At 58.8% G+C, this 25,074-nt stretch carries 25 protein-coding genes and 1 pseudogene; 9 read left to right on the forward strand and 17 right to left on the reverse strand.

Annotated elements, in window-relative coordinates; genetic code table 11:
- Positions 1–105: 105 nt before the first annotated feature.
- Positions 106–2,976 (forward strand): excinuclease ABC subunit UvrA, encoded by a 2,871-nt coding sequence (uvrA, locus tag ACSHXH_RS17140; RefSeq protein ID WP_435673044.1) that lies wholly within the window; start codon positions 106–108, stop codon positions 2,974–2,976.
- Between the two features lie 5 nt (positions 2,977–2,981).
- Here uvrA and ACSHXH_RS17145 read toward each other — a convergent pair whose 3' ends face one another.
- From ACSHXH_RS17145 to ACSHXH_RS17170, 6 genes are all read right to left on the reverse strand, one after another.
- Positions 2,982–4,556 (reverse strand): Hint domain-containing protein, encoded by a 1,575-nt coding sequence (locus tag ACSHXH_RS17145; protein WP_435673021.1) that lies wholly within the window; start codon positions 4,554–4,556, stop codon positions 2,982–2,984.
- 147 nt (positions 4,557–4,703) lie between these two features.
- On the reverse strand, positions 4,704–5,576 hold the full coding sequence (gene mmsB / locus ACSHXH_RS17150) for a 3-hydroxyisobutyrate dehydrogenase (RefSeq protein WP_435673022.1): 873 nt from the start codon (positions 5,574–5,576) through the stop codon (positions 4,704–4,706).
- Between the two features lie 3 nt (positions 5,577–5,579).
- Positions 5,580–6,623, reverse strand: coding sequence for an enoyl-CoA hydratase/isomerase family protein (locus ACSHXH_RS17155; RefSeq protein ID WP_435673023.1), 1,044 nt, complete (start codon positions 6,621–6,623; stop codon positions 5,580–5,582).
- A gap of 84 nt (positions 6,624–6,707) precedes the next feature.
- Entirely contained in the window at positions 6,708–7,847 is a 1,140-nt protein-coding gene (locus tag ACSHXH_RS17160) for an acyl-CoA dehydrogenase family protein (RefSeq protein ID WP_435673024.1), read from the reverse strand.
- A 75-nt stretch (positions 7,848–7,922) separates the two neighbouring features.
- Positions 7,923–9,050 (reverse strand): carboxylate-amine ligase, encoded by a 1,128-nt coding sequence (locus ACSHXH_RS17165; protein ID WP_435673045.1) that lies wholly within the window; start codon positions 9,048–9,050, stop codon positions 7,923–7,925.
- Between the two features lie 100 nt (positions 9,051–9,150).
- On the reverse strand, positions 9,151–10,650 hold the full coding sequence (locus tag ACSHXH_RS17170) for a CoA-acylating methylmalonate-semialdehyde dehydrogenase (RefSeq protein ID WP_435673025.1): 1,500 nt from the start codon (positions 10,648–10,650) through the stop codon (positions 9,151–9,153).
- Between the two features lie 99 nt (positions 10,651–10,749).
- Between ACSHXH_RS17170 and ACSHXH_RS17175 the strand changes: the two genes are divergently transcribed.
- From ACSHXH_RS17175 to coaD, 3 genes are all read left to right on the forward strand, one after another.
- Entirely contained in the window at positions 10,750–11,655 is a 906-nt protein-coding gene (locus tag ACSHXH_RS17175; RefSeq protein WP_435673026.1) for a LysR family transcriptional regulator, read from the forward strand.
- Positions 11,656–11,712: 57 nt separating this feature from the next.
- Complete coding sequence (locus tag ACSHXH_RS17180) at positions 11,713–12,147, forward strand: CBS domain-containing protein (RefSeq protein ID WP_435673027.1); 435 nt, start codon at positions 11,713–11,715, stop codon at positions 12,145–12,147.
- An 83-nt stretch (positions 12,148–12,230) separates the two neighbouring features.
- The gene (coaD, locus tag ACSHXH_RS17185; RefSeq protein ID WP_435673028.1) at positions 12,231–12,731 is read left to right on the forward strand and encodes a pantetheine-phosphate adenylyltransferase; all 501 of its coding nucleotides are present in this window, start codon (positions 12,231–12,233) and stop codon (positions 12,729–12,731) included.
- Positions 12,732–12,786: 55 nt separating this feature from the next.
- Here coaD and ACSHXH_RS17190 read toward each other — a convergent pair whose 3' ends face one another.
- From ACSHXH_RS17190 to gap (ACSHXH_RS17215), 6 genes are all read right to left on the reverse strand, one after another.
- Complete coding sequence (locus ACSHXH_RS17190) at positions 12,787–12,951, reverse strand: hypothetical protein (protein WP_435673029.1); 165 nt, start codon at positions 12,949–12,951, stop codon at positions 12,787–12,789.
- Between the two features lie 372 nt (positions 12,952–13,323).
- Positions 13,324–13,800, reverse strand: a complete 477-nt coding sequence (locus tag ACSHXH_RS17195; protein WP_435673030.1) for a hypothetical protein — start codon at positions 13,798–13,800, stop codon at positions 13,324–13,326.
- Between the two features lie 81 nt (positions 13,801–13,881).
- Positions 13,882–14,883, reverse strand: a complete 1,002-nt coding sequence (gene gap / locus ACSHXH_RS17200; protein ID WP_435673031.1) for a type I glyceraldehyde-3-phosphate dehydrogenase — start codon at positions 14,881–14,883, stop codon at positions 13,882–13,884.
- Positions 14,884–14,982: 99 nt separating this feature from the next.
- Positions 14,983–15,126, reverse strand: coding sequence for a glyceraldehyde-3-phosphate dehydrogenase (locus tag ACSHXH_RS17205; RefSeq protein ID WP_435673032.1), 144 nt, complete (start codon positions 15,124–15,126; stop codon positions 14,983–14,985).
- Positions 15,127–15,213: 87 nt separating this feature from the next.
- Positions 15,214–16,473: an MFS transporter gene (locus tag ACSHXH_RS17210; RefSeq protein WP_435673033.1), complete on the reverse strand. Its 1,260-nt coding sequence runs from the start codon at positions 16,471–16,473 to the stop codon at positions 15,214–15,216.
- 218 nt (positions 16,474–16,691) lie between these two features.
- On the reverse strand, positions 16,692–17,696 hold the full coding sequence (gene gap, locus ACSHXH_RS17215) for a type I glyceraldehyde-3-phosphate dehydrogenase (RefSeq protein WP_435673034.1): 1,005 nt from the start codon (positions 17,694–17,696) through the stop codon (positions 16,692–16,694).
- A gap of 376 nt (positions 17,697–18,072) precedes the next feature.
- Between gap (ACSHXH_RS17215) and ACSHXH_RS17220 the strand changes: the two genes are divergently transcribed.
- Positions 18,073–19,029, forward strand: coding sequence for a DUF808 domain-containing protein (locus tag ACSHXH_RS17220; RefSeq protein WP_435673035.1), 957 nt, complete (start codon positions 18,073–18,075; stop codon positions 19,027–19,029).
- Positions 19,030–19,074: 45 nt separating this feature from the next.
- Positions 19,075–19,386, forward strand: coding sequence for a hypothetical protein (locus ACSHXH_RS17225; protein WP_435673036.1), 312 nt, complete (start codon positions 19,075–19,077; stop codon positions 19,384–19,386).
- A 93-nt stretch (positions 19,387–19,479) separates the two neighbouring features.
- Here ACSHXH_RS17225 and tkt read toward each other — a convergent pair whose 3' ends face one another.
- Positions 19,480–21,525 (reverse strand): transketolase, encoded by a 2,046-nt coding sequence (gene tkt, locus ACSHXH_RS17230; RefSeq protein ID WP_435673037.1) that lies wholly within the window; start codon positions 21,523–21,525, stop codon positions 19,480–19,482.
- Between the two features lie 236 nt (positions 21,526–21,761).
- On the opposite strand from tkt, the gene ACSHXH_RS17235 reads away from it, so the two are divergent.
- Positions 21,762–22,289: a hypothetical protein gene (locus ACSHXH_RS17235; protein ID WP_435673038.1), complete on the forward strand. Its 528-nt coding sequence runs from the start codon at positions 21,762–21,764 to the stop codon at positions 22,287–22,289.
- Positions 22,289–22,681: a cell division protein ZapA gene (locus ACSHXH_RS17240; RefSeq protein WP_435673039.1), complete on the forward strand. Its 393-nt coding sequence runs from the start codon at positions 22,289–22,291 to the stop codon at positions 22,679–22,681. The genes ACSHXH_RS17235 and ACSHXH_RS17240 overlap by 1 nt, the downstream gene beginning before the upstream one ends.
- A gap of 79 nt (positions 22,682–22,760) precedes the next feature.
- Here ACSHXH_RS17240 and grxD read toward each other — a convergent pair whose 3' ends face one another.
- The 4 genes from grxD to xth form a co-directional block, all read right to left on the reverse strand.
- Entirely contained in the window at positions 22,761–23,123 is a 363-nt protein-coding gene (gene grxD / locus ACSHXH_RS17245; protein ID WP_435673040.1) for a Grx4 family monothiol glutaredoxin, read from the reverse strand.
- Positions 23,116–23,253, reverse strand: a complete 138-nt coding sequence (locus ACSHXH_RS17250) for a hypothetical protein (RefSeq protein ID WP_435673041.1) — start codon at positions 23,251–23,253, stop codon at positions 23,116–23,118. The genes grxD and ACSHXH_RS17250 overlap by 8 nt, the downstream gene beginning before the upstream one ends.
- 106 nt (positions 23,254–23,359) lie before the next feature.
- A complete protein-coding gene (locus tag ACSHXH_RS17255) occupies positions 23,360–23,602 on the reverse strand; it encodes a BolA/IbaG family iron-sulfur metabolism protein (RefSeq protein WP_435673042.1) in 243 nt (80 codons plus the stop codon).
- Between the two features lie 76 nt (positions 23,603–23,678).
- A complete protein-coding gene (xth, locus tag ACSHXH_RS17260) occupies positions 23,679–24,461 on the reverse strand; it encodes an exodeoxyribonuclease III (protein WP_435673043.1) in 783 nt (260 codons plus the stop codon).
- A gap of 333 nt (positions 24,462–24,794) precedes the next feature.
- Between xth and ACSHXH_RS17265 the strand changes: the two are divergent.
- A pseudogene (locus ACSHXH_RS17265) lies at positions 24,795–25,074 on the forward strand (hypothetical protein); the annotation flags it as partial.

Here is a 25,074-nt window from a genome sequence, read left to right on the forward strand (position 1 = left end):
TAGTCTTTGAGCGCGATGCGTCGCGTTCCCACTTTGTTCTCAAAATTCGATTGGCGAAACCTCGGCAGTCCCCTATGTGTTAAAGCAATGACCACCGGGGGCAGTATGGCCGAGTTGAAGAACATCGAAGTGCGCGGCGCGCGCGAACACAATCTCAAGAATATCGACGTCGATATCCCGCGTGACCAGCTAGTTGTGATCACTGGCCTGTCGGGCTCTGGCAAGTCGTCGCTTGCCTTTGACACCGTTTATGCCGAAGGTCAGCGCCGCTATGTTGAATCCCTGTCCGCCTATGCGCGGCAGTTTCTTGATATGATGCAAAAGCCGGACGTGGATCACATTTCCGGCCTGAGCCCTGCGATTTCCATCGAACAGAAAACCACGTCCAAGAACCCGCGCTCGACCGTTGGCACCGTGACCGAGATTTACGACTACATGCGCCTGTTGTTCGCACGGGTCGGCACGCCCTACAGCCCGGCCACCGGCATGCCCATCGAGGCGCAGCAGGTGCAGGACATGGTCGACCGCGTCATGGGTATGGAGGAGGGCACGCGCGCCTACCTGCTGGCCCCCATCGTGCGCGACCGCAAGGGCGAATACCGCAAGGAATTCCTTGAGTTGCGCAAGCAAGGGTTTCAGCGGGTCAAGGTCGATGGTCAATTTTACGAATTGGACGAACCACCCACGCTTGACAAGAAATTCCGCCATGACATCGACGTTGTGGTGGACCGTCTGGTGGTGAAAGAGGGGCTTGAGACCCGTCTGGCCGACAGTTTTCGCACCGCGCTTGATCTGGCGGATGGCATCGCGATCATGGAAACCGCGCCAAGCGAAGGCGAGGGAGAGCCGGAACGCCATACGTTTTCCGAGAAATTCGCCTGTCCTGTCAGTGGCTTCACCATCCCTGAGATCGAACCGCGCCTGTTCTCGTTCAATGCGCCGTTTGGGGCGTGCCCGGAGTGTGATGGCCTTGGGGTAGAGCTGTTCTTTGACGAACGCCTTGTCGTACCCGACGCCACGCTCAAGATCGCCGATGGTGCGCTTGCCCCGTGGCGCAAGGGCAAATCCCCGTATTTCCTGCAAACCATTGAATCCATCGCCAAGCATTATGAGTTCAACAAGGGTTCCCGCTGGAAAGACCTTGATCCGCATATCCAGCAGGTGTTTCTCTACGGATCTGGCGACGAAGAAATCCCGTTTCGCTATGACGAAGGTGGTCGCGTCTATCAGGTCAGCCGCACTTTTGAAGGCGTGATCCCGAACATGGAGCGCCGCTACCGCGAAACCGATAGCAACTGGATCCGCGAAGAATTTGAACGCTACCAGAACAACCGCTCTTGCGGCACCTGCGGCGGCTACCGCCTGCGGGAAGAGGCGCTCGCGGTCAAGATTGCGGGCGTGCATGTCGGTCAAGTGGTTCAGATGTCGATCAAGGAAGCGTTTGACTGGTGCTCATCGGTGCCCGAACACCTGACCAACCAGAAGAACGAGATTGCCAAGGCGATCCTCAAGGAAATCCGCGAACGGCTTGGTTTTCTAAACAATGTTGGACTGGAATACCTGACGCTGTCGCGCAATGCGGGCACGCTTTCGGGCGGCGAAAGCCAGCGTATTCGTCTTGCGTCACAGATCGGGTCGGGGCTGACGGGCGTGCTTTACGTCTTGGACGAGCCGTCCATCGGCCTGCATCAGCGCGACAATGACCGCCTGTTGGGAACGCTGAAATCCTTGCGTGATCAAGGCAATACGGTGATTGTCGTCGAACATGACGAAGAAGCGATCCGCGAGGCCGATTACGTCTTTGACATCGGTCCGGGGGCCGGTGTGCATGGCGGGCAGGTGGTGTCGAAAGGCACCCCGCAAGAGGTTGCCGACGATCCCGCGTCCCTGACCGGACAATACCTGAGTGGCGCGCGCGAAATCGCGGTCCCGACAGAGCGGCGAACGGGCAAAAAAGGCAAGTCGATCAAGGTGGTGAAGGCGACTGGCAACAATTTGCAGAATGTTACCGCAGAATTTCCACTGGGCAAATTTGTCTGCGTCACCGGCGTGTCTGGCGGCGGCAAGTCAACGCTGACAATTGAAACGCTGTTCAAAACGGCCTCCATGCGCCTGAACGGCGCGCGGCAGACGCCTGCGCCTTGCGAGACGATCAAAGGGCTGGAGCATCTGGACAAGGTGATAGACATTGATCAGCGTCCCATAGGTCGCACGCCGCGGTCGAACCCGGCCACATATACCGGTGCCTTCACCCCGATCCGTGACTGGTTTGCCGGTCTGCCCGAAGCCAAGGCGCGCGGCTACAAGCCGGGGCGGTTCAGCTTTAACGTCAAGGGGGGGCGCTGTGAGGCCTGTCAGGGCGATGGGGTGATCAAGATCGAGATGCACTTCCTGCCGGATGTCTACGTCACTTGCGAGACCTGCAAGGGCGCGCGATATAACCGCGAAACGTTGGAAATAAGGTTCAAAGGCAAGAGCATAGCCGACGTTCTTGATATGACGGTTGAGGATGCACAAGAGTTCTTCAAGGCGGTGCCAAGCATCCGTGAAAAGATGGATGCGCTGATGCGCGTCGGGCTTGGGTACATCAAGGTTGGCCAGCAGGCGACGACCCTGTCGGGCGGCGAAGCACAGCGCGTGAAGCTGTCGAAAGAGCTGGCCAAACGCTCAACCGGGCGGACGCTTTATATTCTCGATGAGCCAACAACTGGCTTACATTTTGAGGATGTACGCAAGCTTCTTGAAGTGTTGCACGAACTTGTGGAGCAGGGCAATTCGGTCATCGTGATTGAACACAATCTGGATGTGATCAAGACCGCTGACTGGCTGATCGATATCGGCCCCGAAGGTGGCGATGGAGGCGGTCAGATCGTGGCGACCGGCACACCGGAACAGGTGGCGGCTGTTGAGGCGTCCCATACAGGGCGCTACCTCAAGCCGATGCTGGAGGCCAAGAAGAAGATCGCCGCCGAGTAAACCCACTATAGGGCACGGGCCTGCAAAGCCCGTGCTTCATGCGATTTCAGAATGGGTCTTGCCGCATCCCATCCACCTGAGGAAATATCGGCAAGCTCAGGGAAAAGCGTCAAAATTTCCTCATGTGCGTCTTGATCAAAACAGGCGGACATCATCGGTCCGGGCAAATAGCTTTCCGATGCCAAGCCAGAGCTTTCGAGGATCTGGTGACGGTCAAACAGCAGGTGCACGTAGGTCACCTGTTCGCCGCGCATGACATGTCGGACGGTTTTCCCGTTCACCAGATCCTTGGCTTTGACAAACACTTCGGACTCTCCGAACAACAATTCTGCCCAAATGTCACGGACCAGGACCCGGTGCTGTGGGGAAAGCATCACGTCCTCGGTTGCGCCATAGCTGCCTGCGGATATGCAGACGGGGGAAAACCTGTCCGTGGCCACAACCGTTTTGCTGCCAGCCCACCGGATCGGTTGGGGGCCGTCATCCAGCGTGGTCACCAAATCGCCTTCACGCAAGGAATCCACTGGTTTGGGGCCGTCCGGCGTATCGATCAGGGTGCCTGCCACGAAACAAGGAAGCTGGTTCACCTGCACGATGGCAGTGTCTTGTTGGCCCAGCCCGTTCGAGACGGTGTAGTTGAAATACGCGGTCTCAACATCGCCATCTGACAGAACGGTCAAGGTGCCGTCGGCGTTCAGAGTTACAACCTGACCAGAGGTGAGCGTGACTGTGCTGCCCACGACGACGGCTATGCCGTTGATATGGGTGACAGTCAGCGTGCCGCCGGTTGTGACGTCATTGGCCGTGACATCAATGATCTTGGAGCTGTTGAGGCCCACATTCGTGCTGTCGTCAACCGCGACCAGCGATGCTTGGGCCGATCCGCCTGCGATCAGCAGATTGGTGTCGAACGCGTTGTCCGACACGTCAGCCACACCGATTTTGATGGTGTTTGGAACACCTGCCGTGACCGGCGCCGCAACACTGAGCGTGACGGTAAACCCGTCCATTTCAGTGTTGAACTGGTCGGACATGTTGTCGTTGTAAAGGTTGGCCGCGGTCGAGCCGTTGATATTGCCGACGGACACGTTGCCGTTGCCCACTGTCACGGTGGCCTGGACCCCGTTGACCCAGATCCCGACAACATCAAGGAATTGAGAGTTAATATATTCGGGGTATTCCTCGGAACTGATGACAAAGTCGAGAGTGAGAAGATTCCCGTTCGGCGTGAAGGTGATTTCCAGAAATGCCGCATCAAATGTGGGTTGGTTGCCGGAAATCGCGGTGAAATCACTGTCACCGGCAGTGCCGTGCGAGGTAGACCGCCCGCCCGTTGTGTTGGTGTTCAGCGTCCCGGAGTTATTGGTGACCCCGGTTGCAGTGCCGGTGGATAGGATAACCCCGGTGTTGCCCGGAGTCAGCTCGGGCGAGATCGTATCGCCGTTTGTGTAGATGCCGGATGCTACGGCCGCGCCGGTATAGGACGCGCTGTTGACGGTGATGCCCGCGCCAAAAATGTTGGTCGCCATTTGCAGCGCCGTGGCGCCTGTGTTGATCGTCAGAGCCTGAGCAATGGGCATAACCGTGCCGCCTTACCATGAAACACCAGTTGCTTATGGTTTTGCCTGCCCAAGGCGGCGAATGTTTGTGGCAAATTCGTTAACTTTAAGGTTCTTTTTTCGGCTTTGTCCTGCGTGCTGCATCAATTGTGGCGGGTGGGCTGGCGATCAGGACCGCCTCTTGCCTTCAAACCGGGGCAACATAGCCGAAAAATCGCGCCCTTTGCCGTCCTCGTCTTCGACAAAGGCTCGGTAAAGCTCGGTTGCGGCCTGACCCAGTGGGGTGTCGGCATTCGACGCTTCGGCGGCCTGTTGGCTCAGTCGCAGGTCCTTGAGCATCAATTCTGCTGCAAAACCCGGGGTATAGCCGTTATCAGCCGGGCTTTTCGGACCAATGCCGGGGGCCGGGCAATAGGCGTTCATCGACCAGCTATACCCCGAAGAGGTGCTGACCACGTCGAACATTGCTTGCCGGTCCAGCCCGAGTTTATCTGCCAAAGCAAAGGCTTCGCAGGTGGCAATCATCGTCACGCCCAGGATCATGTTGTTGCAGATCTTCGCGGCCTGACCGTTCCCGGATGTGCCACAATGGACCGATTTTTGCCCCATTATCTCAAACAGCGATAGGGCGATCTGATAGGCCTCGACAGAGCCGCCCACCATGAAGGTCAGCGTCCCGGCAGAGGCGCCGCCAATCCCGCCGGACACCGGCGCATCAAGCGGCAAAAGCCCCGCCGCTTCCGCATCTTGCGCCACGGAGCGCGCGCTGTCGACATCCACGGTCGAGCAATCCAGCAGGACCGCGCCTTGCGATATGGCGGGGATGATTTCGGCGGCCACGGCGCGCAGGATATCGCCGTTGGGCAGCATGGTGATCACCACATCCGCGCCCGTTGCCGCCTCAGCCGCGCTGCGCGCGTTCGACACGCCGTTCACCGTGACGGTCGCCATGTCAAAGCCACTCACCTTGTGACCCGCGCGCGCCAGATTGGCCGCCATCGGCGCGCCCATATTGCCCAGACCGATAAATCCGATTTTCATGTTTTACGCCTTTCGTTCGAATGTCAGTGTGTGGCCAGTCACTGGACGCAGCATCGCGTCGATCGCGTCGGCGGGCACCCTGTCCAAGTCATGAATCCAGCGGGGGGATTTGTCTTTGTCGATGATCGCCGCCCGAATGCCTTCGATGAAATCGCCACGCTCCATCGCGCGCGAGGTAAATCGGTATTCAAGGTCAAAGGCATCGCGGATGGTCAGGTTCTCGTGGCGCAGCCGGTGGAGGATCTCGACCGCGCAGGCCATTGCCAAAGGCGCGTTGCGCGACAGGCGTGCCAGGGTGTCCGCCGCAAATGCGTCTGTGCTGGCACGGAGCGTTGATGTGATCGCGTTCAGGGACTGCCCGGCAAACAGCGCGTCGATCTCTGGCTGTCTTGCGGCAAGAGGTGACGCGGGCGCAGACTGTGCGGCACGGGTCAGGGCGGCCACATTCCCATCGGCACAGATCTTGGCTTTGACGGTGGGCCAAAGGTCTTCTGGCAGGTACAAATCCGCAAACCCGGCATAGATCGCATCGCCCGGACCCATACGATCGGCGGTGAGGCCAAGGTAGTCTCCCAAGCGCCCCGGAGCGTTGGCCAGAAGGTATGATCCACCGACATCGGGGATCAGCCCGATCCCGCATTCTGGCATGGCAATGAGGCTGCTATCGCCCACCACGCGGTGTGATCCATGACACCCAACGCCCACGCCTCCGCCCATGGTGAACCCCTGCAAGAAGCTGATGACCGGTTTGGGATATTCGGCAATCAGCGCGTTCATGCGGTATTCATCGCGCCAAAAGCGCTGGCCATAGGTGTAATCGCCGGCAGTGCCGGTGGCATACATTTCGGCAATATCACCTCCCGCACAAAAAGCTTTGTCGCCCTCTGCATCAATCAGGATCACCGTGACGGTCGGGTCCACCCGCCATGTCCAGAGCGCGTCTTCAATCGCCAGACACATCTCGTAGGTCAGCGCATTGAGCGCCTTGGGACGGTTGAGCGTGATGCGTCCGGCATGGCCGTCTTTGCGGATGTGAATGTCAGTCATGGGTCTGTGCCTTGTGGTCAGCGGGGAGGGGGCGCTGCCCCCGCGCGTGCCGCGCCCCCCGGGATATTTTGGAACCAGAGAAGATCAGGACGCCAGCATCTGCCGCGCCACGATCAGGCGCATGATTTCGTTGGTGCCTTCAAGGATCTGGTGCACGCGCAGATCGCGGACCAGCTTTTCGATCCCGTAATCGGCAAGGTAACCATACCCTCCATGCAGTTGCAGGCAGTGATCGACCGTGCTGCTGCCCGCTTCGGTGACGAATTTCTTGGCCATTGCACAGAAAGTGCCGGCGTCCGGTGCGCCTGTGTCCAACTTCCATGCCGCCTGCCGCAGGAAAACGCGGGCGGCCTGCATCTCGATCTCCATATCGGCAAGGCGGAACTGCAAGGCCTGGAACTGGTCAATGGATTTGCCGAAGGCTTTGCGCTCGCGCATATAGGCCAGCGTCGCGGTCAGCCCGGCTTGAGCCGCCCCCAAGGAACAGGCCGCGATATTGAGCCGTCCACCGTCCAGACCGGCCATTGCATAGGCAAAGCCGCGTCCTTCATCCCCCAAAAGGTTTCCTGCGGGGATCTTGCACGCGTCGAATTGCACCTGGCGGGTGGGCTGTGACCGCCAGCCCATTTTATCCTCCAACCCACCAAAGCTGAGGCCCTCGGTACCATCTTCGACCAACACCGCCGACACGCCTTTGGGGCCGTCTTCGCCAGTGCGGACCATGGTGATATAGGCGTCTGAATAGCCCCCGCCCGAGATAAACGCCTTTGTGCCGTTGAGCGTGTAGCCTGCGTTTGTCCGTTCTGCGCGGGTTTTCAAAGCGGCAGCGTCGGACCCGCTACCGGGTTCGGTCAGACAATAGCTCAGCACGGTTTCCATCGTCAGGGCATGTGGCAGCACGCGTGCTTTCATCTCGTCCGACCCGTAGGCGTCGATCATCTTGGCGCACATATTGTGGATCGACAGGAACGCCGCCACCGACGGGCAGGCCATCGACAGCGCCTCGAACACAAGCGTTGCGTCCAGACGGCTGAGCCCCGATCCGCCACTGTCCTCAGAGACATAAAGCCCTGCAAAGCCCAATGCGCCCAAACGCGGCCAGAGATCTTTGGGAATGGTGCCCTGCGCCTCCCATGCGCGCGCATGGGGCGCAATGTGTTCCTGACCAAAGGCATAGGCCATGTCGAAAATGGCAGTCTGTTCGTCCGAAAGGGCAAAATCCATCGCGCCGCTCCTCCCCTGGATGCGTGAATTGAACGCTTGTTTAATTTCCAACTGTTTCAGGAGTTTTGCAAGGGGTCAAAGCCCGTCATGGAACGCCTCGACCAAATGGCTGACCACGGCCTGCATCTGGGCATCCGCGTCTTTGCCTGCCGCTTTGGCCTCGGCCACAACAGCGCGTTGGCGCGTGCTGGCATTGCCCTGTGCGACGATGTCGCGGCTGTGTTCAAGCTCGGTCAGGCAACGCAGGATACCGGCGTCCTGTTCCAGCAACGCGATCAGTTCCTCATTGAGTTCCGCCATCGGGACGATCTCGCCCCGGCCGAAATCAATCAGACCGTCGCTGACCCCGTAGCGTTGTGCGCGCCAGCGGTTTTCGCCAATCAGGAAAGGATCATAGCGGCGCCAGCGCTGGTTGCGCACCCGCAGACGCCAGAGCATGCGCAAGAGGCATTGGTTGAGTGCGGCAAGCGTCAGAGTGTCTTCCAGCCGGGGCTGAACATCCATGATCCGGGTTTCCAACGTGGGAAACCGGGCAGACGGGCGCAGATCCCACCAGATTTTTGAACTGTCCTCGATCACGCCCAGATCGATCAACACCTGCACAGACCGTTCGTATTCCGACCAATTGTCAAAGGTGGGTGGCAACCCGGTGCGGGGCAGGTTGTCGAACACCGAAATCCGGTAAGACGCAAGCCCGGTATCTTCGCCCTGCCAAAACGGCGAGGACGTGGACATCGCCAGAAGATGCGGCAGGAAATACGCCATTTGTCCCATCAGATCGGCCCGCAGGGCATCGTCATTCAATCCCACATGCACATGCATCCCGCAGATGAGCATCCGCCGCACCACGCCCCCCAGCGCTGTTTGGAGGTCGTTGTAGCGATCCTTGTTTGTGTGGTGCTGGGTCTTCCAATCGCCGAACGGGTGGCACGACGCGGCAATCGGCGCAAGGTTATGTGCCTTGGCACAGCGCGCCACCGTGCTGCGCAGGCGTTTGAGATCGTCGCGCGCGGCGTTGATATCGGCACAGACCTTGGTGCCGATCTCGATCTGGCATTGCAGAAACTCAGGGCTGACCTGGCTGTCCAACTCGGCGGCGCAGGCCTCCATCAACCCGTCAGGTGCTTGCGCCAGCGCCATACTGTCGAGATCGACCAGCAGGTACTCTTCCTCGATGCCGATGGTGAAATCCGGTTCCTGCATTGCGCGCCTCGCGTTGTCCGCTCCCAGAATGGCGCGGGTGTCGGCAAAATGCAAAGGGGCCGCACTTTGGCGGCCCCGATCTTGAGTGTGTTGGCTGACCTCAGTCCATCGCTTTGAAGTTGAATTCGCCGCCCTCCTTGATGCCCGAGGGCCAGCGCGACGTGATCGTCTTGGTGCGTGTGTAGAACTTGAACGCGTCTGGGCCATGCTGGTTGAGGTCGCCAAAGACCGATTTTTTCCAGCCGCCAAAGGTGTGATAGGCCAGCGGAACCGGGATGGGCACGTTGATGCCCACCATGCCGATGTTAATCCGGTTGGCAAAATCGCGCGCCGCGTCACCGTCACGGGTAAAGATTGCGGTGCCATTGCCGTATTCATGGTCCATCGCCAGTTTGATGGCCTCTTCATACGATCCTGCGCGCACGGTGCTCAGGACAGGGCCAAAGATCTCTTTCTTGTAGATATCCATATCTGGTGTGACACGGTCAAACAGGTGTGGGCCAACAAAGAAACCATCTTCGTAGCCTTGCAGATTGAAGTTGCGGCCATCGACAACGAGTTCCGCGCCTTGATCGATACCCGACTGGATAAGACCCAGAATGTTCTGCTTGGCGGCTGCCGTCACGACAGGTCCGTAATCGACATCATCGCCAGCCGTGTAGGGGCCAACTTTGAGCTTTTCGATCCGAGGCACGAGGGCTTCGATCAGACGGTCAGCGGTATCTTCCCCAACAGGAACCGCGACGGAAATCGCCATGCAGCGTTCGCCAGCGGCCCCGTAGCCCGCACCGATCAGTGCGTCTGCGGCCTGATCCATGTCGGCGTCGGGCATGATGATCATGTGGTTCTTGGCACCACCGAAACACTGTACGCGCTTGCCGTTGGAACAGCCTTTACCGTAGATGTATTCCGCAATCGGGGTTGAGCCGACAAAGCCGATCGACTGCACCACCGGGTGATCCAGCAGCGCATCCACCGCTTCCTTGTCGCCATTGACGACCTGGATGATACCCTTTGGCAGACCGGCTTCTTCCAGCAATTCGGCCAGCATCAATGGCACCGAAGGATCCCGTTCAGACGGTTTGAGGATAAAGGCGTTGCCACACGCGATGGCGGGCGCGAACATCCACATCGGGATCATCGCAGGAAAGTTGAAGGGCGTGATGCCAGCGCTGACACCAAGCGGCTGTTTCATCGAATACATGTCGATGCCCGGTCCCGCGCTGTCGGTGTAGTCGCCCTTGAGCAGTTCCGGCGCGCCGATGCAGTATTCCACCACTTCAAGTCCGCGCTGTACGTCGCCTTTGGCGTCGGGGATGGTTTTGCCATGCTCGCGGCTCAGCGCTTCGGCCAGCTTGTCCATATCGCGGTTCAGAAGGCCGACAAAGGCCATCATGACACGCGCGCGGCGCTGCGGGTTGGTGGCGGCCCAAGCGGGTTGGGCAGCGGCGGCAATCTCGACCGCCTTGGCCACTTCGTCGTTGGATGCCAATGGCACCTTGGCCTGCACTTCGCCGGTGGCGGGGTTGTAGACATCGGCAAAACGCCCGGATGTGCCTTTGACGTGCGCGCCGCCAAGGTAATGGGTCAGCTCTTGCATGGAATCCTCCTCTGGGTGATTGCGCGTAGTCTAGTCTTGCAAAAATGCGGATCAAAGGGGCAATGTCTCAAAAGCGTTTTGCAAAAATGCAAGGATAGGGTGATGCAAAACTGGGACGACCTGCGGATTTTCCTGTCCGTTGCGCGCGGCACCACATTGTCGAGTGCGGGCAAAACGTTGCGGATGGATCCGGCCACGGTGGGGCGCCGCGTGGCGCGGCTGGAAGACCGGATGGGGCAGGCGCTGTTTGTCAAAAGCCCCCAGGGCTATGCGCTCACGGATGCGGGCACGCGGCTTGTCGATCATGCGGAACGCGCCGAACAGGCGGTGCAGGGCGCAGGCGTGGTATTGTCTGGGGATGCGGACACCCTGTCGGGCCAGATCCGCATTGGTGCGCCGGATGGCTGCGCCAATTTCGTGTTGCCTCGGGTGTTCGCGGATCTGTCCAAGGCCAATCCCGATCTAGACCTGCAAATCGTTGCATTGCCACGTGTGGTGAACCTGTCGCGGCGCGAGGCGGATATGGCGATCACGGTAAGCCCGCCCACCGCATCGCGGCTGTCCTATCAACGGATCACCGACTACAAACTGCACCTTGCGGCCAGCCGGACCTACCTGTCCACACGTCCCCCGATCCACAGCATTGACGATCTGCATGCGCATCGGATCGTGGGCTACATCCCGGATATGATTTTTGACAAGGAACTGGACTACCTCAGCGATCTCAAACTTGACCGGGTTGCGTTGGCGTCAAATTCGGCGTCGGTGCAACTGCACCTGCTGCGGCAACATGGCGGCATCGGAATTGCGCATGATTTCGCGCTACCCTTTGCGCCGGGGCTGGAACGGGTGCTGACCGGCGCGTTGTCCTTTACCCGCAGCTTCTACCTCGTGCGCCATGCTGAAGACCGCCGCCTTGATCGCATCAGCCGCTTTGCCACTGCACTTGTCAATGCGGTGCGCGCCGAAGTGGGTCGTCTTGAGGCACTGGTTCGAAACACTTGACAGATCACGCGCCTGTGCCGACGCTGGGACATCGACGTCGCTATGGGAGGTCTCGTCATGACGGTTCAAAAGATTCTGAAAAGCAAAGCCAACGACTCGGTTGTCACGGTTCCGCCCGGAACTCTGGTGTCCGAAGCTGCAAAAATCCTGTCGGAAAAGCGGATTGGGACCGTGGTGGTGTCGGAAGACGGGATCACCGCCTTGGGGATTTTGTCGGAACGCGACATCGTGCGGGAACTGGCAGCGCGCGGAGCGACCTGTCTCATGAACCCGGTGGATGACTACATGACCCGCAAGCTTGTCACCTGCCAACGCAGCGACAAGGCCGACGATATCCTTGCGCAAATGACCGAAGGTCGGTTCCGCCACATGCCGGTGGTCGAAGACGGCAAGCTGATCGGCCTCATCACCATTGGCGACGTGGTAAAGGCGCGCCTGACAGAACTGGCGATGGAGAAGAATGCCCTGGAAGGGATGATCATGGGGCATTGATGCCGCACCAGTCATCTACTTGAACTTCCCGCGCTTTTGATGCCAGACAGGGGCAACTTGACGACATTGCGGAGATACGGCCCATGCGCATCGGTCTTTATCCTGGGACATTCGACCCGATCACATTGGGCCATATCGACATCATCCGCCGCGCCGCCGCGCTGGTGGATCGGCTTGTCATCGGTGTGGCGATCAACCGCGATAAGGGGCCATTGTTCGACCTGGAAGAACGCGTGGCGATGATCGAGGCAGAATGTGTGTCATTGTCCGAACAGACTGGAATAGAGATCGTCGTGCATCCGTTCGAGAACCTGTTGATCAACTGTGCGCATGATGTGAATGCCACGATCATCGTGCGCGGTCTGCGCGCGGTGGCGGATTTTGAGTACGAATTCCAGATGGTTGGCATGAACCGCGTTCTGGATGACAGCGTTGAGACGGTGTTCCTCATGGCCGAGGCGCGGCATCAGGCGATTGCGTCAAAGCTGGTCAAGGAAATCTCGCGGCTTGGGGGCGACGTGAGCAAATTCGTCACAGCGCCAGTGCTGCGGGAACTCGACAGAAAATTTCACGTCTCAAAATGACAAAAGCCGCGCAGGGATGCGCGGCTGTGTTTTCGGTTGTCACACTTGGTGACGATTAACAGCCGTAGACGGCCTGGGCTGCGATTTTTTCTGCATCGCCCTGATAGATGTTCAGATCCAGCGCCACATCAAGTGGCATCGACCGGATTTCCCGAACTGTGCGGTTATACGCGGCCCGCTTTTCAAGACGGTCACGCAGGGAAGACATAAGATGGGCCATGGTCAGTCCTTTCCTTGCTCTATGGTCCTGTGCCGCAACGCTGTTTGCGCTACCAGCTACAGGTTTCAACATAGGAATGCTGCGCCGCAGCACAATGCACATGATGGAAAAGCCGCCTTGCAGTTTTTGCAAGTGTCGGGGGATGTTTGGGGATTTGGCTTATAAGGTGCGCGTGGTGTCGCCTTGCGGCTGTGGGGGTGCTCAAATTGAGTCCAATACAGACCGAGACGACGATGCGCCATGCCCTCCCGTGGCGAGATCGGGCGTGGCGCATGTGCGCCGGTTTGGCGTGTCCTTTGCCGGTTGCACTCGAATTGCGACCGTTAGCTGCGCCCGCGGTGCCGTTACTCACCCGGATAGTGCCTCAAGTTTTCACGCAAAAACGCGAGTGATCTGGGCCTTGATCTCTGCGGCGGGTGTTACGCCTTGCAGGGTGTGGATGTGCTGGCCTTGTCCGTCGAAGAACACCAGTGTTACGTGTGGTAGGCCAAGTCGGGATTGGAATGCTGCGCCGTCTACCGAGGTGATGTTCGCCACACGGTATTGAAACGCGGTGTCATCGCAAAGTTTGAATGCGGCGCGTGTTTCCTTTTGCAGGGACTGGCACAGACCACAGTTGGGATCGTGGATTTGCACGATGGTCGACGTGCCGTTGCCGACGACGGTCAGGTCCGCTTCGGTCAGCTTTTTTGAGAAATCCAGCGCAAATGCCGTGCCGCCGCCTGCAACGGCCACAGCGCCGATGCCATATATCGCTAACCGCCCCATCATATCGCGGCGCGACAGCTTTGGCGCCGGGGAAGGGGCGGCGTGTTTCGACTTGCGGGCTTTGGTGGTTTTGCGTGTCATATGTCCCTCGGGCTTTTTACAGAGGGTGACACAAAGGCGGGGCGCGGGCGAATGAACTCCGCTCGCGCGCCCGTGATCTGCCTAGATGAGCTTGCCCATAGCCACGGCGGTATCGGCCATGCGGTTGGAGAAGCCCCATTCGTTGTCATACCAGCTCAGGATACGGACCATGTGGCCGTCCATCACTTTGGTCTGGTCTGTGTGAAAGATAGACGAATGCGGATCGTGGTTGAAATCCGACGACACCAGCGGCTTGTCCGTGTAGCCCAGCACGCCTTTGAGCGGGCCATTGGCGGCTGTGCGGATCGCGTCGTTGATTTCCTCAACCGTTGTGTTGCGCGAGGCGGTGAAGGTCAGGTCCACAACCGACACGTTCGGCGTTGGCACCCGGATCGCCACACCGTCCAGCTTGCCGTTCAGTTCCGGCAGCACAAGACCAACCGCTTTCGCGGCCCCGGTCGAGGTGGGGATCATGCTCAGGGCGGCAGCCCGCGCGCGGTAGAGATCCTTGTGCATCGTGTCGAGCGTCGGTTGGTCGCCGGTATAGCTGTGGATCGTGGTCATGAAACCACGCTCGATCCCGATGGCATTGTTCAGCACATAGGCCACCGGAGAAAGGCAGTTCGTGGTGCAGGACGCGTTTGACACGATCAGATCGTCTTTGGTCAGGCTGTCATGGTTGACGCCGTACACGATGGTCTTGTCCGCGTCCTTGCCAGGAGCCGAAATCAAAACCCGGCTCGCACCGTTTTCCAAATGCGCCTGACAGGCTTCTTTGCTGGTGAAAATGCCGGTGCATTCCAGAACCACGTCCACATCCGACCATGGCAGGTCTGCGGGGTTGCGCATCGCTGTGACTTTGATCGGCCCACGACCCACATCAATCGTGTCTTCAGAGGTTTTGACCTCAACCGGGAAGCGGCCATGCACGCTGTCATATTGCAACAAATGCGCGTTGGTCTCAACAGGACCAAGATCATTGATGGCAATGACGTCGATGTCGGTGCGACCGGATTCGATGATCGCGCGCAGTATGTTGCGGCCAATGCGGCCAAATCCGTTAATGGCGACTTTGGTGCTCATAATAAATCCTCATCGGTTCTGACAGGCTATGGCGCCTGGAATTGTTATCGCTAACAAACAGAACCGCGCCAAGCTGTCAAGCAAGGTGGCGCAGCAGTGTCATCGCCAAAAAGCGATCCATTCGACCAAATCGATCCCCTTGGCCGCAAGGAACAAGAGTCCGTCACCGCCGGTCAGAAACGCATCAATTCCGATCCCGCCCAGGATCAGAAGTCCCAAACCGATTGCAATTGAATTGGTCATCTCGTGCCTGTCCTCTGCTCTGCGCGCACCATGCCAGAGCGGTTCGCGCTTGTCACGTTTTGCTGTGATTGGCGGGACGGGCGTGCATCATGTGTTGGTGTCCCGGTCGATCTCGGCTTGCTCTGCAGCCCATGCGCCGGCCGCTTCGACAACCACGGCGGATGCGGTGGGCAGAACGCCAAGATAGCTGTCCGTGTCTGCCGCAGCAATCGGTGGGCGCTGGGTCATGCGGTAGGCCGAATAAAGCGCGACCGCAGTGAACGTCGCGCTGAGCACCATCCAAAAGGCGGACGGGCCCAAACGCTCCATCGCGGCGCCGGCCACCAACGGGCCAAGAATGGCCCCGATGCCAAAGATCAACACCAGACCACCAGACGCGGCGGGCATTTCCTCGGGGTCTAGCGCGTCATTTGTATAGGCCAACAGCAGTGCGTAAAGCGGGGTTGTCACACCGCCGGTCAAAAATGCCACGGCCATAAGCTGCCACATGGCTTGTGCGCTCAGCGCCCCGGCGGCGCAAAAGCTGGCTCCGAGTATGGCACATCCGAGGATCAACTTGCGCCGATCCATGCGGTCCGACAGCCATCCCATCGGGTATTGCAGCAAGAGCGCGCCGCCAAACAGCATGGCAATGAACAGGGCAATCTGATCCGGGGTCATTCCAACCTGTGTGCCGTATACGGCACCCATCCCGGCCTGTGTGGCATAGACGGTGCCCAGCAGAAACATACCCGCCGTACCAAGCGGGGCCGCGCGGAACAGGGTGCGCAACGGCATAGAGCGTGTCACTTCGGTTGCCGGGGTGGGGGTAACGGATAGCAGGATCGGTCCAAACGAGATCGACACAAGGATCGACGCGCAGATGAAAAGAACCGATGTCGCCGCATCGCCCAGGGTCATCAGGCCTTGCGCTCCAATCAGGCCAAGCGTCTGCGCGATCATATAGGCCGAGAGAACCTTGCCGCGCGTTTCATTGGTCGCAGACGCGTTGAGCCAGCTTTCTGCTGTCACATAGATCCCCGACATGCAGAACCCGACCAAGACGCGCAACAGCGTCCAGGCAATCGGGTCGGTGAACAGTGGGAATGCGATAAGGGCTGCGGACATGAAGCTGCCAAGTGCCGCAAAGACCCGCACATGTCCGACGCGGCGGATCAGGTCAGGTGTCTTGCGCGCGCCGGACATGAAGCCAAGAAAATAACCCGACGCCACGATGGCCAGTTCTGTGGCGGAAAAGCCTTCAATCCCACCGCGCACGCCAATCAGCGTGAAATGCATGCCATTGCCAAGCATGATAAAGACGATTCCGACAAGCAGGGCCCAGATGCCAGAAAACACGGTGTTCATAGTGCAGCTCCGACGAAATGTGTCTTGTGCGACTGCGTTCACCCTAAGCAGCTGTTGCATCGCGTCTGATGCTGCACCGCCGCATTCAGAGCCTTTGGCGACAGATCTGACATGTCATTGTCAGGGTGGGTGCAGGACATCGGGGCAGAGCGGACCGACAAACGGGCCGCCCGATTAGGACGACCCGTTGAATTGCGTGCACTCTGTGAAGGATACGATCAGTGCAGCAACCGTCCCATCGCGCCTGCCACATCGGCCATCCGCGCCGAGAACCCCCATTCGTTGTCGTACCATGCCAACACGCGCACCAGCCGCTTGCCGACAACTTTGGTCTGGTCCGGCGCAAAGATCGACGATTGCGTGGTGTGGTTGAAATCAATGGAAACCTTGGGCTCGGGGTCATAGGCCAGAACAGTGCCCATATGGGTTGCAGCGGCCTCGCGGACCACCTCGTTCACATCCGCGACCGTCACGTCTTTGCCGGCGTAAAAGGTCAGGTCCACGGCAGACACGTTGGGTGTGGGCACGCGCACGGCAGAGCCATCCAGCTTGCCCTTGAGGTTTGGCAGCACTTCGCCCAAGGCGGCGGCGGCACCCGTCGAGGTTGGGATCATCGCCATTGCCGCCGCGCGCGCCCGGTACAGATCGTCGTGCCGCCGGTCCAATGTCGGTTGATCGCCGGTGTAAGAATGGATCGTGGTCATGATGCCGCTTTCGATGCCAAGCGCCTCGTCAAGCACCTTGGCCAGCGGGGCCAGACAATTGGTTGTGCAAGACCCGTTCGATATCATCGTGTCGCCTGTGACCAAGGACCGATGGTTGACGCCGTAGACGATGGTCTTTTGCACGTTCTTGGCTGGTGCAGAGATCAGCACCGCACCCGCGCCGCGTTCCATGTGCACGCCCGCTTTGTCGCCATCATTAAATTTACCTGTGCATTCCAGAACAACGTCGCACCCGGACCAATCCAACTCTTGTGGGTTATAGGTCGAAAACACCTCCATCGGGCCGCGTCCGAGATCCATCGTGTTGCCGCGCACTTTGACGTCGCCCCCAAAGCGCCCGTGCACGCTGTCATAGCGCAGCAAGTGGGCGTTGGTCTCGATCGGGCCGGTGGCATTGATCTTGACCACCTGCACATCATTGCGCGCGCTTTCCGCGATGTGGGCGAGGGTGCAGCGGCCAATCCGACCGAAACCGTTGATACCGAGCGTGACGGTCATGGATATGTCTCCTTGCGGTGCGATGGGCGGTGAGATGAACGCGGTATACGGGTGCATGCCGAAATCACAAAGGAAAAACACGTTGTTTCACAGCATGTTAGCGGTAAAGGTGTCATTGCGGCGCATGATTGCGCTAACGACTGTCAACGGTTTGCGGTAACATGCGGGCGGCGTTTCCGTTTGTGAAAGGATGACCCAGCGACTGGGTCTGTCGCGCAAGAAGATATCGGGTTTGATCCTTGCCAGGGGAATCACTTTGATGGCCGAGGTGTCTTGCGCTCAAGCAGCGCTGATATGACAGCTTCGAAATCCCTGCTGCTGGCGATTTGTGACCTCAAAGGGTATGTGTGCGGCAAGCAGACAGTGGAGCGTTGGTATGAGTGGATTGTTGGCCCTTCTTGATGACGTGGCGGCGATAGCCAAAGTGGCAGCGGCCTCTGTCGACGATATTGGTGCAGCGGCGGTCAAAGCTGGATCAAAAACGGCAGGGGTGCTGATTGACGATGCGGCGGTGACCCCGAAATACCTGCATGGCTTTGCGCCCGCGCGCGAATTGCCGATCATCTGGCGCATTGCCCGCGGATCTCTGATCAACAAGTTGGTGTTCCTGTTGCCCGCCGCCTTGCTGATGTCGAGCTTTGCACCGTGGTTGATCCCGCCCTTGTTGATCCTTGGCGGCAGTTACCTGTGCTTTGAGGGGGCCGAAAAGATCGCGCATGTGTTTGGGATACACAGCACGGGGCCTGGTGGGCCGGATGGCAGTCACAGCGTGGAAGATCCACTGCATCTTGAGGAAGAAAAGGTCAAAGGCGCGATCAAGACCGATTTTATCCTGTCGGCCGAGATCATGACAATCGCACTGTCGGTGATCGACAGCGACAATATCTGGATGCAGGGCGCAACGCTTGCATTGGTCGGGGTGATGGTCACGCTGGCGGTTTACGGGGCCGTGGCAGTGATCGTGAAAATGGACGATGTGGGGCTGTGGCTGAGCCGCGTGGGCCGGTTGAGTCTGACCCGCGCGTTCGGACGCGGGATCGTCAGGTTCATGCCGTGGCTGCTCACGTCGCTGACCGTGATCGGAACAGCGGCGATGTTGTGGGTTGGCGGATCGATCATCGTGCATTCTCTTGCGCAGATGGGCTGGCCGGGACCCGAGAACAGCATCCATCATCTGGCTGTGGCCTTTGGCGGCGGGCAGGGCTTTGCCGAATGGGGCATCACCGCCGGGATTGATTTTGTTCTGGGCTTGATCTGGGGGCTGATCCTGATCCCTGTCGGGGTCAGGATTGTCGGGCCCGTCTGGGCGGCGATCATGCCCAAGAGCCTCTGATCCGCATTAATCAGGTTTTTACCATTGCTGCGGTACGCCTGTGTCATGGCGATACCAACTTATCTTGAAGCGGAAAATTGGCTCCGCACTGTGTTCTCGGCCAAGGCAGTTGGCCGGGGTGGGGTGATCTACCGCGCGGCGCGGGATGTCGAACGGTATGCAGGCCGTGACGCGTTTATCCGCGAAGTGCACCGGCGCGGGTTTACCCTGGTCGAAAACGGCGATCAGTTTGTGGTTTTCTGCAACCGCGATCCGGTTCGCTTGTTGGTCGAGCGTGATCCGCCCAAGCTGTCGCAACGGGCGTGGCCCGTGCACATACAGGCGTGTGACGAACGGCACGGGACTGCGCGGTTTTGATTGGCGGGAACTCAAACCCGTTCATGCACTGCATCACTGCATCACTGCATGACAACCGGGCGGCTCCGCAAATCAGCGAAGCCGCCGGTGTGTTTACACGCGCGGATCAGCCTGCCAGCGGCCTGCGACCAGATCACGAACCTTTTGCGCCACACCCTCTGCCGTAATGCCGAACTTTTCGTACAGCACCTCAGCCGGAGCAGACGCACCAAACCCGTGCATTCCGACAAAGCCCGACTTTTCGCGCTTGCCGCGTTCGCCGAACAACCAACGATCCCAGCCAAAGCGAATGCCCGCCTCAACAGCAACCCGAACCGGGCCACCCGGAAGAACGCGCTTGCGGTACGCCTCGTCCTGTTCCTCGAAAAGCTCCCAGCAGGGCATCGACACAACCCGCGTACCGATCCCTTCGGCCTGAAGGATGTCGCGCGCCGCCATCGCAATCTCGACCTCGGACCCGGTGGCCATCAGGATCGCCTGACGTTTGCCGTCTGCATCCGCCAGCACATAAGCCCCTTGTGCCGTAAGGTTCTTTGTTTTGTGCTCGGTCCGCACCGTGGGCAGGTTTTGCCGCGTCAGTGACAGAACCGAAGGTGTTTTGGTTTGGGTAAACGCAATCTCCCAGGCCTCGGCCGTCTCAACCGTATCGGCGGGGCGGAACACCAGCGTGTTTGGCGTGGCCCGGCTGATCGCCAGATGCTCGACAGGCTGGTGCGTCGGGCCATCCTCGCCCAGACCGATGGAATCGTGGGTCATCACATAAACCGTTGGCACCTGCATCAGCGCGGACAGGCGCATCGCGGGGCGGGCATAGTCTGTGAAACACATGAACGTGCCGCCATAGGGGCGGATACCGCCATGCAACGCCATCCCGTTCATGGCTGACGCCATTCCGTGTTCGCGGATACCCCAGTAGACGTAACGACCCTTGCGGTTGTCTACGTCAAAGACGCCCAGATCGCCGGTTTTGGTGTTGTTCGATCCGGTCAGATCGGCCGAGCCGCCAATGGTTTCCGGCAGGATTGGGTTCACAACTTCCAGCACCATCTCAGAGCTTTTGCGCGTGGCCACTTTGGGTGCGGTTTCGCTGATCTGCTTTTTCAGGGCTTTGATGGTCGAGGACAGCTTCTTGGGTGCGTCGCCTGCCATGGTGCGGGCATACTCGACCTGACGCGCTGCCGACATTTCTGCCAGACGGGTTTCCCACGCGGCACGCTCGGTTGCGCCGCGTGCGCCGATTGCCTCCCAAGCCGATTTGATCTCGGAAGGCACGTCGAACGGGCCCGATGTCCACCCCCAAATGGCTTTCGCCGCCGCGTTCTGATCCGCATTGGTCAACGCGCCGTGGCCCTTGGACGTATCCTGCGCGGCGTGGCCCAAGGCGATATGCGTCTTGCACGCGATCATTGACGGACGGCTGTCTGCCTTTGCGGCCACGATGGCCGCGTCGATCTCGGCGGGGTTGTGGCCGTCAATGCTCTGCACATGCCAGCCCGCAGCGGTGAACCGCGCGACCTGATCGGTGCGATCCGACAGGTCAACCGTGCCGTCGATGGTGATGTTGTTGTTGTCCCAGAACACGACAAGCTTGGACAGTTCCTGACGTCCGGCGATACCGATCGCCTCGTGGCTGATGCCTTCCATCAAGCATCCGTCGCCGGCGATGACATAGGTGTGGTGATCGACCAGCTTTTTGCCAAACCGGGCGCGCAGTGCTTCTTCGGCCATGGCAAAGCCGACTGAATTGGCGATGCCCTGACCCAACGGCCCGGTCGTGGTTTCAATGGCTTGCGCAAGGAAATTCTCGGGATGGCCAGCGGTTTTCGCGCCCCATTGACGGAAATTCTTGACCTCATCGAGCGTGATCTCGGCATCGCCCACAAGGTAAAGGAGCGCATAGAGCAACATCGATCCGTGGCCTGCTGACAGGATAAACCGATCGCGGTCGTGCCAATCAGGACGGGTGGCATCAAACTTCAGGTGCTTTTCATAAAGGACAGTGGCCACATCGGCCATGCCGATGGGCATGCCCGAATGTCCGGAATTCGCGGCTGCGACGGCATCCAGCGTCAGCGCACGGATCGCTGCTGCCTTGTTCCAATGGTCAGGGTTCTGGGCTTTGAGGGTCTCGATATCCACGGGCCATCTTGTCCTTGTAATGGGGGCAAAGGGGTCATTTACGGCGCTCATACCAGTGTCACGGCAGAGATCAAGCCGCACCCATCTTGCGGATGTGCATAAGGGGGCGCATTTTTGGACGTGGATTGTTAAACTTTCACATTAAGAGAACGGAGCGATTCGTTTCGACAGCACAGAAAATTGCGTCTAACGGCCTGAGGTAAAGGTCGAGCGTACAACAATCGGGGATCAGGCAAATGACCCAAATTAACGAGTTACAACACCGCATCACCGCTGCGCTGGACCGCGTGGCGCAGGGCGTGGCCCAGATGCAAGAGCGTGCAGCGCAAGCGTCTTCTCAACCAGCGCCACAACCAGGCATCGACCCCGAAGAGGTGGCACGCCTCAATGAGGCGCTGGATGAAGAAAAGCTGGCAAATGCCCAGCTTGAAGAACGTGTGCGCAAACTGCACGAGACCCACCGGCAAGAGCTTGAGGCGGCCAAGGCTGCTGTTGTGCCCGCCCCGAACGTGGATGTGGCTGCGCTCGACTTGGAAATGCAGCGCTTGCGCCAATCCAACGAGATGCTCCGCGCCACCAATGAGGAAATGCGCATAGCGCTTGCGGAAAACGTCGGCGAACCGCATCTGATCAACAAGGCGATGCTGGCCGAGCTTGAAAGCCTGCGCGCAGCCCGCGCTTTGGAGGCCGCAGAAACCAAGGCGATCCTTGCCTCCTTGACCCCGTTGATCGAGGCCGCAGTACAAACTGAGGAGGCGAACTGATGCCTGAAGTCGAAATCACCATCGGGGGTCGGACCTTTGATGTGGCCTGTCAGACCGGCGAAGAACAATATCTGCATTCCGCAGCCAAGATGCTCGACACAGAGGCGCAAGTGCTGGCGCAGCAGGTGGGGCGTATTCCCGAGGCGCGGATGCTCTTGATGGCGGGTTTAATGCTGGCCGACAAGACGGCGGGTCTCGAAGACAAGCTGCGCGAAACCGAAGACCGGGCTGCTGGCTATCTGTCGGAATTGCGGGCGCTGAAAGAAGCACCGCCGCCCACGCCGGAACGGATCGAAGTGCCCGTGGTGCCAACAGATGTTACGGAATCGCTTCAGGAAATCGCCGCCCGCGCCGAAGCGTTGGCCCGCGATGTCGAGGAAAAGGCCGGCTAAGGGACTTTCGCACCCAGCCGGAAAACGAAAAACGGCGCCACAGTGGGCGCCGTTTTTGTATCACCAAGCCGGATATGGCTTAAGCGTTGGCCTCGCGGATTTTCTCGGCCGCGTCTTTGTCAAAGGTCACGCCGGTTTCTTCAAGCAACTGATCCAGTTCCCCGGACAGGGTCATCTCTGTGATGATATCGCAGCCGCCGACAAATTCGCCTTTGACGTAAAGCTGCGGAATGGTCGGCCAGTCGGAATATTCCTTGATGCCCTGACGGATGTCTTCGTCGGCCAGCACATTCACATCGGCATACTCTACGCCCATATAATTCAAAACGCCTGCTACCTTGCTGGAAAACCCGCATTGCGGCATGGATTTGGTGCCTTTCATATAAAGCACCACGTCATTGGCTTTGACGGTTTCTTCAATCTTTTTCTTTGCGTCAGACATTGTCTTTCTCCATCTCTTCGCGGCGTTTCCGGTCCTTGCGGATATACGGCATTGTTGCGCCAACAGTTATAAGGGTGACAAGGCCAATGGCGGCAAACATTGGCCAGGTGTTCGACAGAAAGGCGATCATGGTGCGCCTTCAGATGGCAACCCTGCGGACACCGGCGATTTCCAGACGAAATACGCAAACGGTCCGATCAACAGGATCATCAGGATATTGAGCAGATGCGCCCGCATCAGTCCGGGGCCTTTGTGGTCAGTGCAAGCGCGTGCAGCTCACCATGCGATCCGTCCATCTTGCCTTTGAGGGCGGCATAAACGGCGCGTTGCTGTTGCACACGATTCATGCCCTTGAAACTTGCGTCGATCACTTCGGCGGCATAGTGGTTTCCGTCGCCGGCAAGATCGGTGATCGTGATCTTGGCATTAGGAAATCCCGCGCGGATCAGGTCTTCGATTTCCTGCGCTTGCATGGCCATTGGGCAGCTCTCCGTGATTGTGCATTAAAAAAAGATGTATGTCGGAGTCGTGAATTTCGCAAGACGGGGTCTCCGGTTACGCGGCCAATGTCACCCAGACCGGAACGTGATCCGACGGTTTTTCCCGACCGCGCACGGCGCTTTCGATCCAGCAGTTGCTCAAAAGGTCGGCGCAGGACGGTGTCAGCAGAAAATGATCAATGCGGATGCCATTGTTTTTCTCCCATGCGCCCGCCTGATAATCCCAGAATGAATAATGCCCGCCCCCTTGGGTGCCCGCGCGAAACGCCTCGGTAAAGCCAAGGTTCAGGATACGGCGGAAAGCGGCGCGCGATTCAGGCCGGAACAGGGCGTCTTCAGTCCAAAGCTCTGGGCGGGCCGCGTCTTCGATTTGCGGAATGATGTTATAGTCGCCCGCCATAAGCGCGGGCATTTCAGCAGCAAGCAGATCATGCGCTCTTGCGTGCAACCGTTTCATCCAATCCAGCTTGTAGTCATATTTGGGGCCAGGGACCGGGTTTCCGTTCGGAAGGTAAAGCCCGCATACCCGCACTGCCTGCGTCTCTCCAATTACGGTCGCTTCGATCCAGCGGGCCTGTTCGTCACTGTCATCGCCGGGAAGACCCCGCGTGACATCCTCGAGCGGCAGCTTGGACAAAATTGCCACACCGTTGAAGCCTTTTTGGCCATGTGTCTCAACTCTGTAACCAAGATCCTCAAGCGGCTCGCGGGGGAACGCCTCGTCTATGGATTTGATCTCTTGCAACAGCGCCACATCCGGCGCGCTGTCGCGCAGCCAATCCGTGAGAGCGGGCAGGCGGGCTTTGATGCCGTTGATGTTGAACGTGGCAATTTTCATCTGCAATCTCCCGGATTGCCCTATCTATTTCAAGAAGGGGCAGACCATACAAGCGGTGATCGTGACGAATCGACCGACTGTCCGTCTGGCACCAAAATCTCAGGAATTGGGAAGGTTTGACGCGGATGAGCGGCTCTGCACTCCGGCGGCAAAAGTTATCCCCAGATTTTTCATGTCTGTTGATAACTCGAGGAGCGTTGCAAGGCGAACAACCTATGGGTGAATCTTCATGTGGATAAGTTTCAGATATACATCTTTAGCGATATTCAGTCTTCTCATTTTCAATTTATACGTGCCAAGCTTCCCTCATCAACCAAGCCACAGGAGGGCACCATGACTGCAGTTCGTAAATTCCAGGCTATCGCAAACCTCGTTGCAAATCAGCGCAATATCGCCACCGAAGCCGATATTCACGGGGGTGATGCAACGGCGCTTTTCACCACAAGCTGCGCACCGACCACATCTGACGCGCGCCTTGGTGATCTGGTCGAGATGTTCACGACGAGCTGCGCACCGACCACATCTGACGCCCGCACTGGTGATCTGGTCGAGATGTTCACGACGAGCTGCGCACCGACCACATCTGACGCCCGCACTGGTGATCTGGTCGAGA

Origin of the sequence: Marivita sp., assembly GCF_051251565.1 — a bacterium.
In the GTDB taxonomy this organism is placed as follows: Bacteria; Pseudomonadota; Alphaproteobacteria; order Rhodobacterales; family Rhodobacteraceae; genus Marivita.

Bases quoted from the DNA above. Each gene is read 5' to 3' on its own strand.
- uvrA (WP_435673044.1), top strand. From the start codon at position 106: ATGGCCGAGTTGAAGAACATCGAAGTGCGCGGCGCGCGCGAACACAAT.
- ACSHXH_RS17145 (WP_435673021.1), bottom strand. From the start codon at position 4,556: ATGCCCATTGCTCAGGCTCTGACGATCAACACAGGCGCCACGGCGCTG.
- mmsB (WP_435673022.1), bottom strand. From the start codon at position 5,576: ATGAAAATCGGATTTATCGGTCTGGGCAATATGGGCGCGCCGATGGCG.
- ACSHXH_RS17155 (WP_435673023.1), bottom strand. From the start codon at position 6,623: ATGACTGACATTCACATCCGCAAAGACGGCCATGCCGGACGCATCACG.
- ACSHXH_RS17160 (WP_435673024.1), bottom strand. From the start codon at position 7,847: ATGGATTTTGCCCTTTCGGACGAACAGACTGCCATTTTCGACATGGCC.
- ACSHXH_RS17165 (WP_435673045.1), bottom strand. From the start codon at position 9,050: ATGCAGGAACCGGATTTCACCATCGGCATCGAGGAAGAGTACCTGCTG.
- ACSHXH_RS17170 (WP_435673025.1), bottom strand. From the start codon at position 10,650: ATGCAAGAGCTGACCCATTACCTTGGCGGCGCGCACGTCAAAGGCACA.
- ACSHXH_RS17180 (WP_435673027.1), top strand. From the start codon at position 11,713: ATGACGGTTCAAAAGATTCTGAAAAGCAAAGCCAACGACTCGGTTGTC.
- coaD (WP_435673028.1), top strand. From the start codon at position 12,231: ATGCGCATCGGTCTTTATCCTGGGACATTCGACCCGATCACATTGGGC.
- ACSHXH_RS17190 (WP_435673029.1), bottom strand. From the start codon at position 12,951: ATGGCCCATCTTATGTCTTCCCTGCGTGACCGTCTTGAAAAGCGGGCC.
- ACSHXH_RS17195 (WP_435673030.1), bottom strand. From the start codon at position 13,800: ATGACACGCAAAACCACCAAAGCCCGCAAGTCGAAACACGCCGCCCCT.
- gap (WP_435673031.1), bottom strand. From the start codon at position 14,883: ATGAGCACCAAAGTCGCCATTAACGGATTTGGCCGCATTGGCCGCAAC.
- ACSHXH_RS17205 (WP_435673032.1), bottom strand. From the start codon at position 15,126: ATGACCAATTCAATTGCAATCGGTTTGGGACTTCTGATCCTGGGCGGG.
- ACSHXH_RS17210 (WP_435673033.1), bottom strand. From the start codon at position 16,473: ATGAACACCGTGTTTTCTGGCATCTGGGCCCTGCTTGTCGGAATCGTC.
- gap (WP_435673034.1), bottom strand. From the start codon at position 17,696: ATGACCGTCACGCTCGGTATCAACGGTTTCGGTCGGATTGGCCGCTGC.
- ACSHXH_RS17220 (WP_435673035.1), top strand. From the start codon at position 18,073: ATGAGTGGATTGTTGGCCCTTCTTGATGACGTGGCGGCGATAGCCAAA.
- ACSHXH_RS17225 (WP_435673036.1), top strand. From the start codon at position 19,075: ATGGCGATACCAACTTATCTTGAAGCGGAAAATTGGCTCCGCACTGTG.
- ACSHXH_RS17235 (WP_435673038.1), top strand. From the start codon at position 21,762: ATGACCCAAATTAACGAGTTACAACACCGCATCACCGCTGCGCTGGAC.
- ACSHXH_RS17240 (WP_435673039.1), top strand. From the start codon at position 22,289: ATGCCTGAAGTCGAAATCACCATCGGGGGTCGGACCTTTGATGTGGCC.
- grxD (WP_435673040.1), bottom strand. From the start codon at position 23,123: ATGTCTGACGCAAAGAAAAAGATTGAAGAAACCGTCAAAGCCAATGAC.
- ACSHXH_RS17250 (WP_435673041.1), bottom strand. From the start codon at position 23,253: ATGATCGCCTTTCTGTCGAACACCTGGCCAATGTTTGCCGCCATTGGC.
- ACSHXH_RS17255 (WP_435673042.1), bottom strand. From the start codon at position 23,602: ATGGCCATGCAAGCGCAGGAAATCGAAGACCTGATCCGCGCGGGATTT.
- xth (WP_435673043.1), bottom strand. From the start codon at position 24,461: ATGAAAATTGCCACGTTCAACATCAACGGCATCAAAGCCCGCCTGCCC.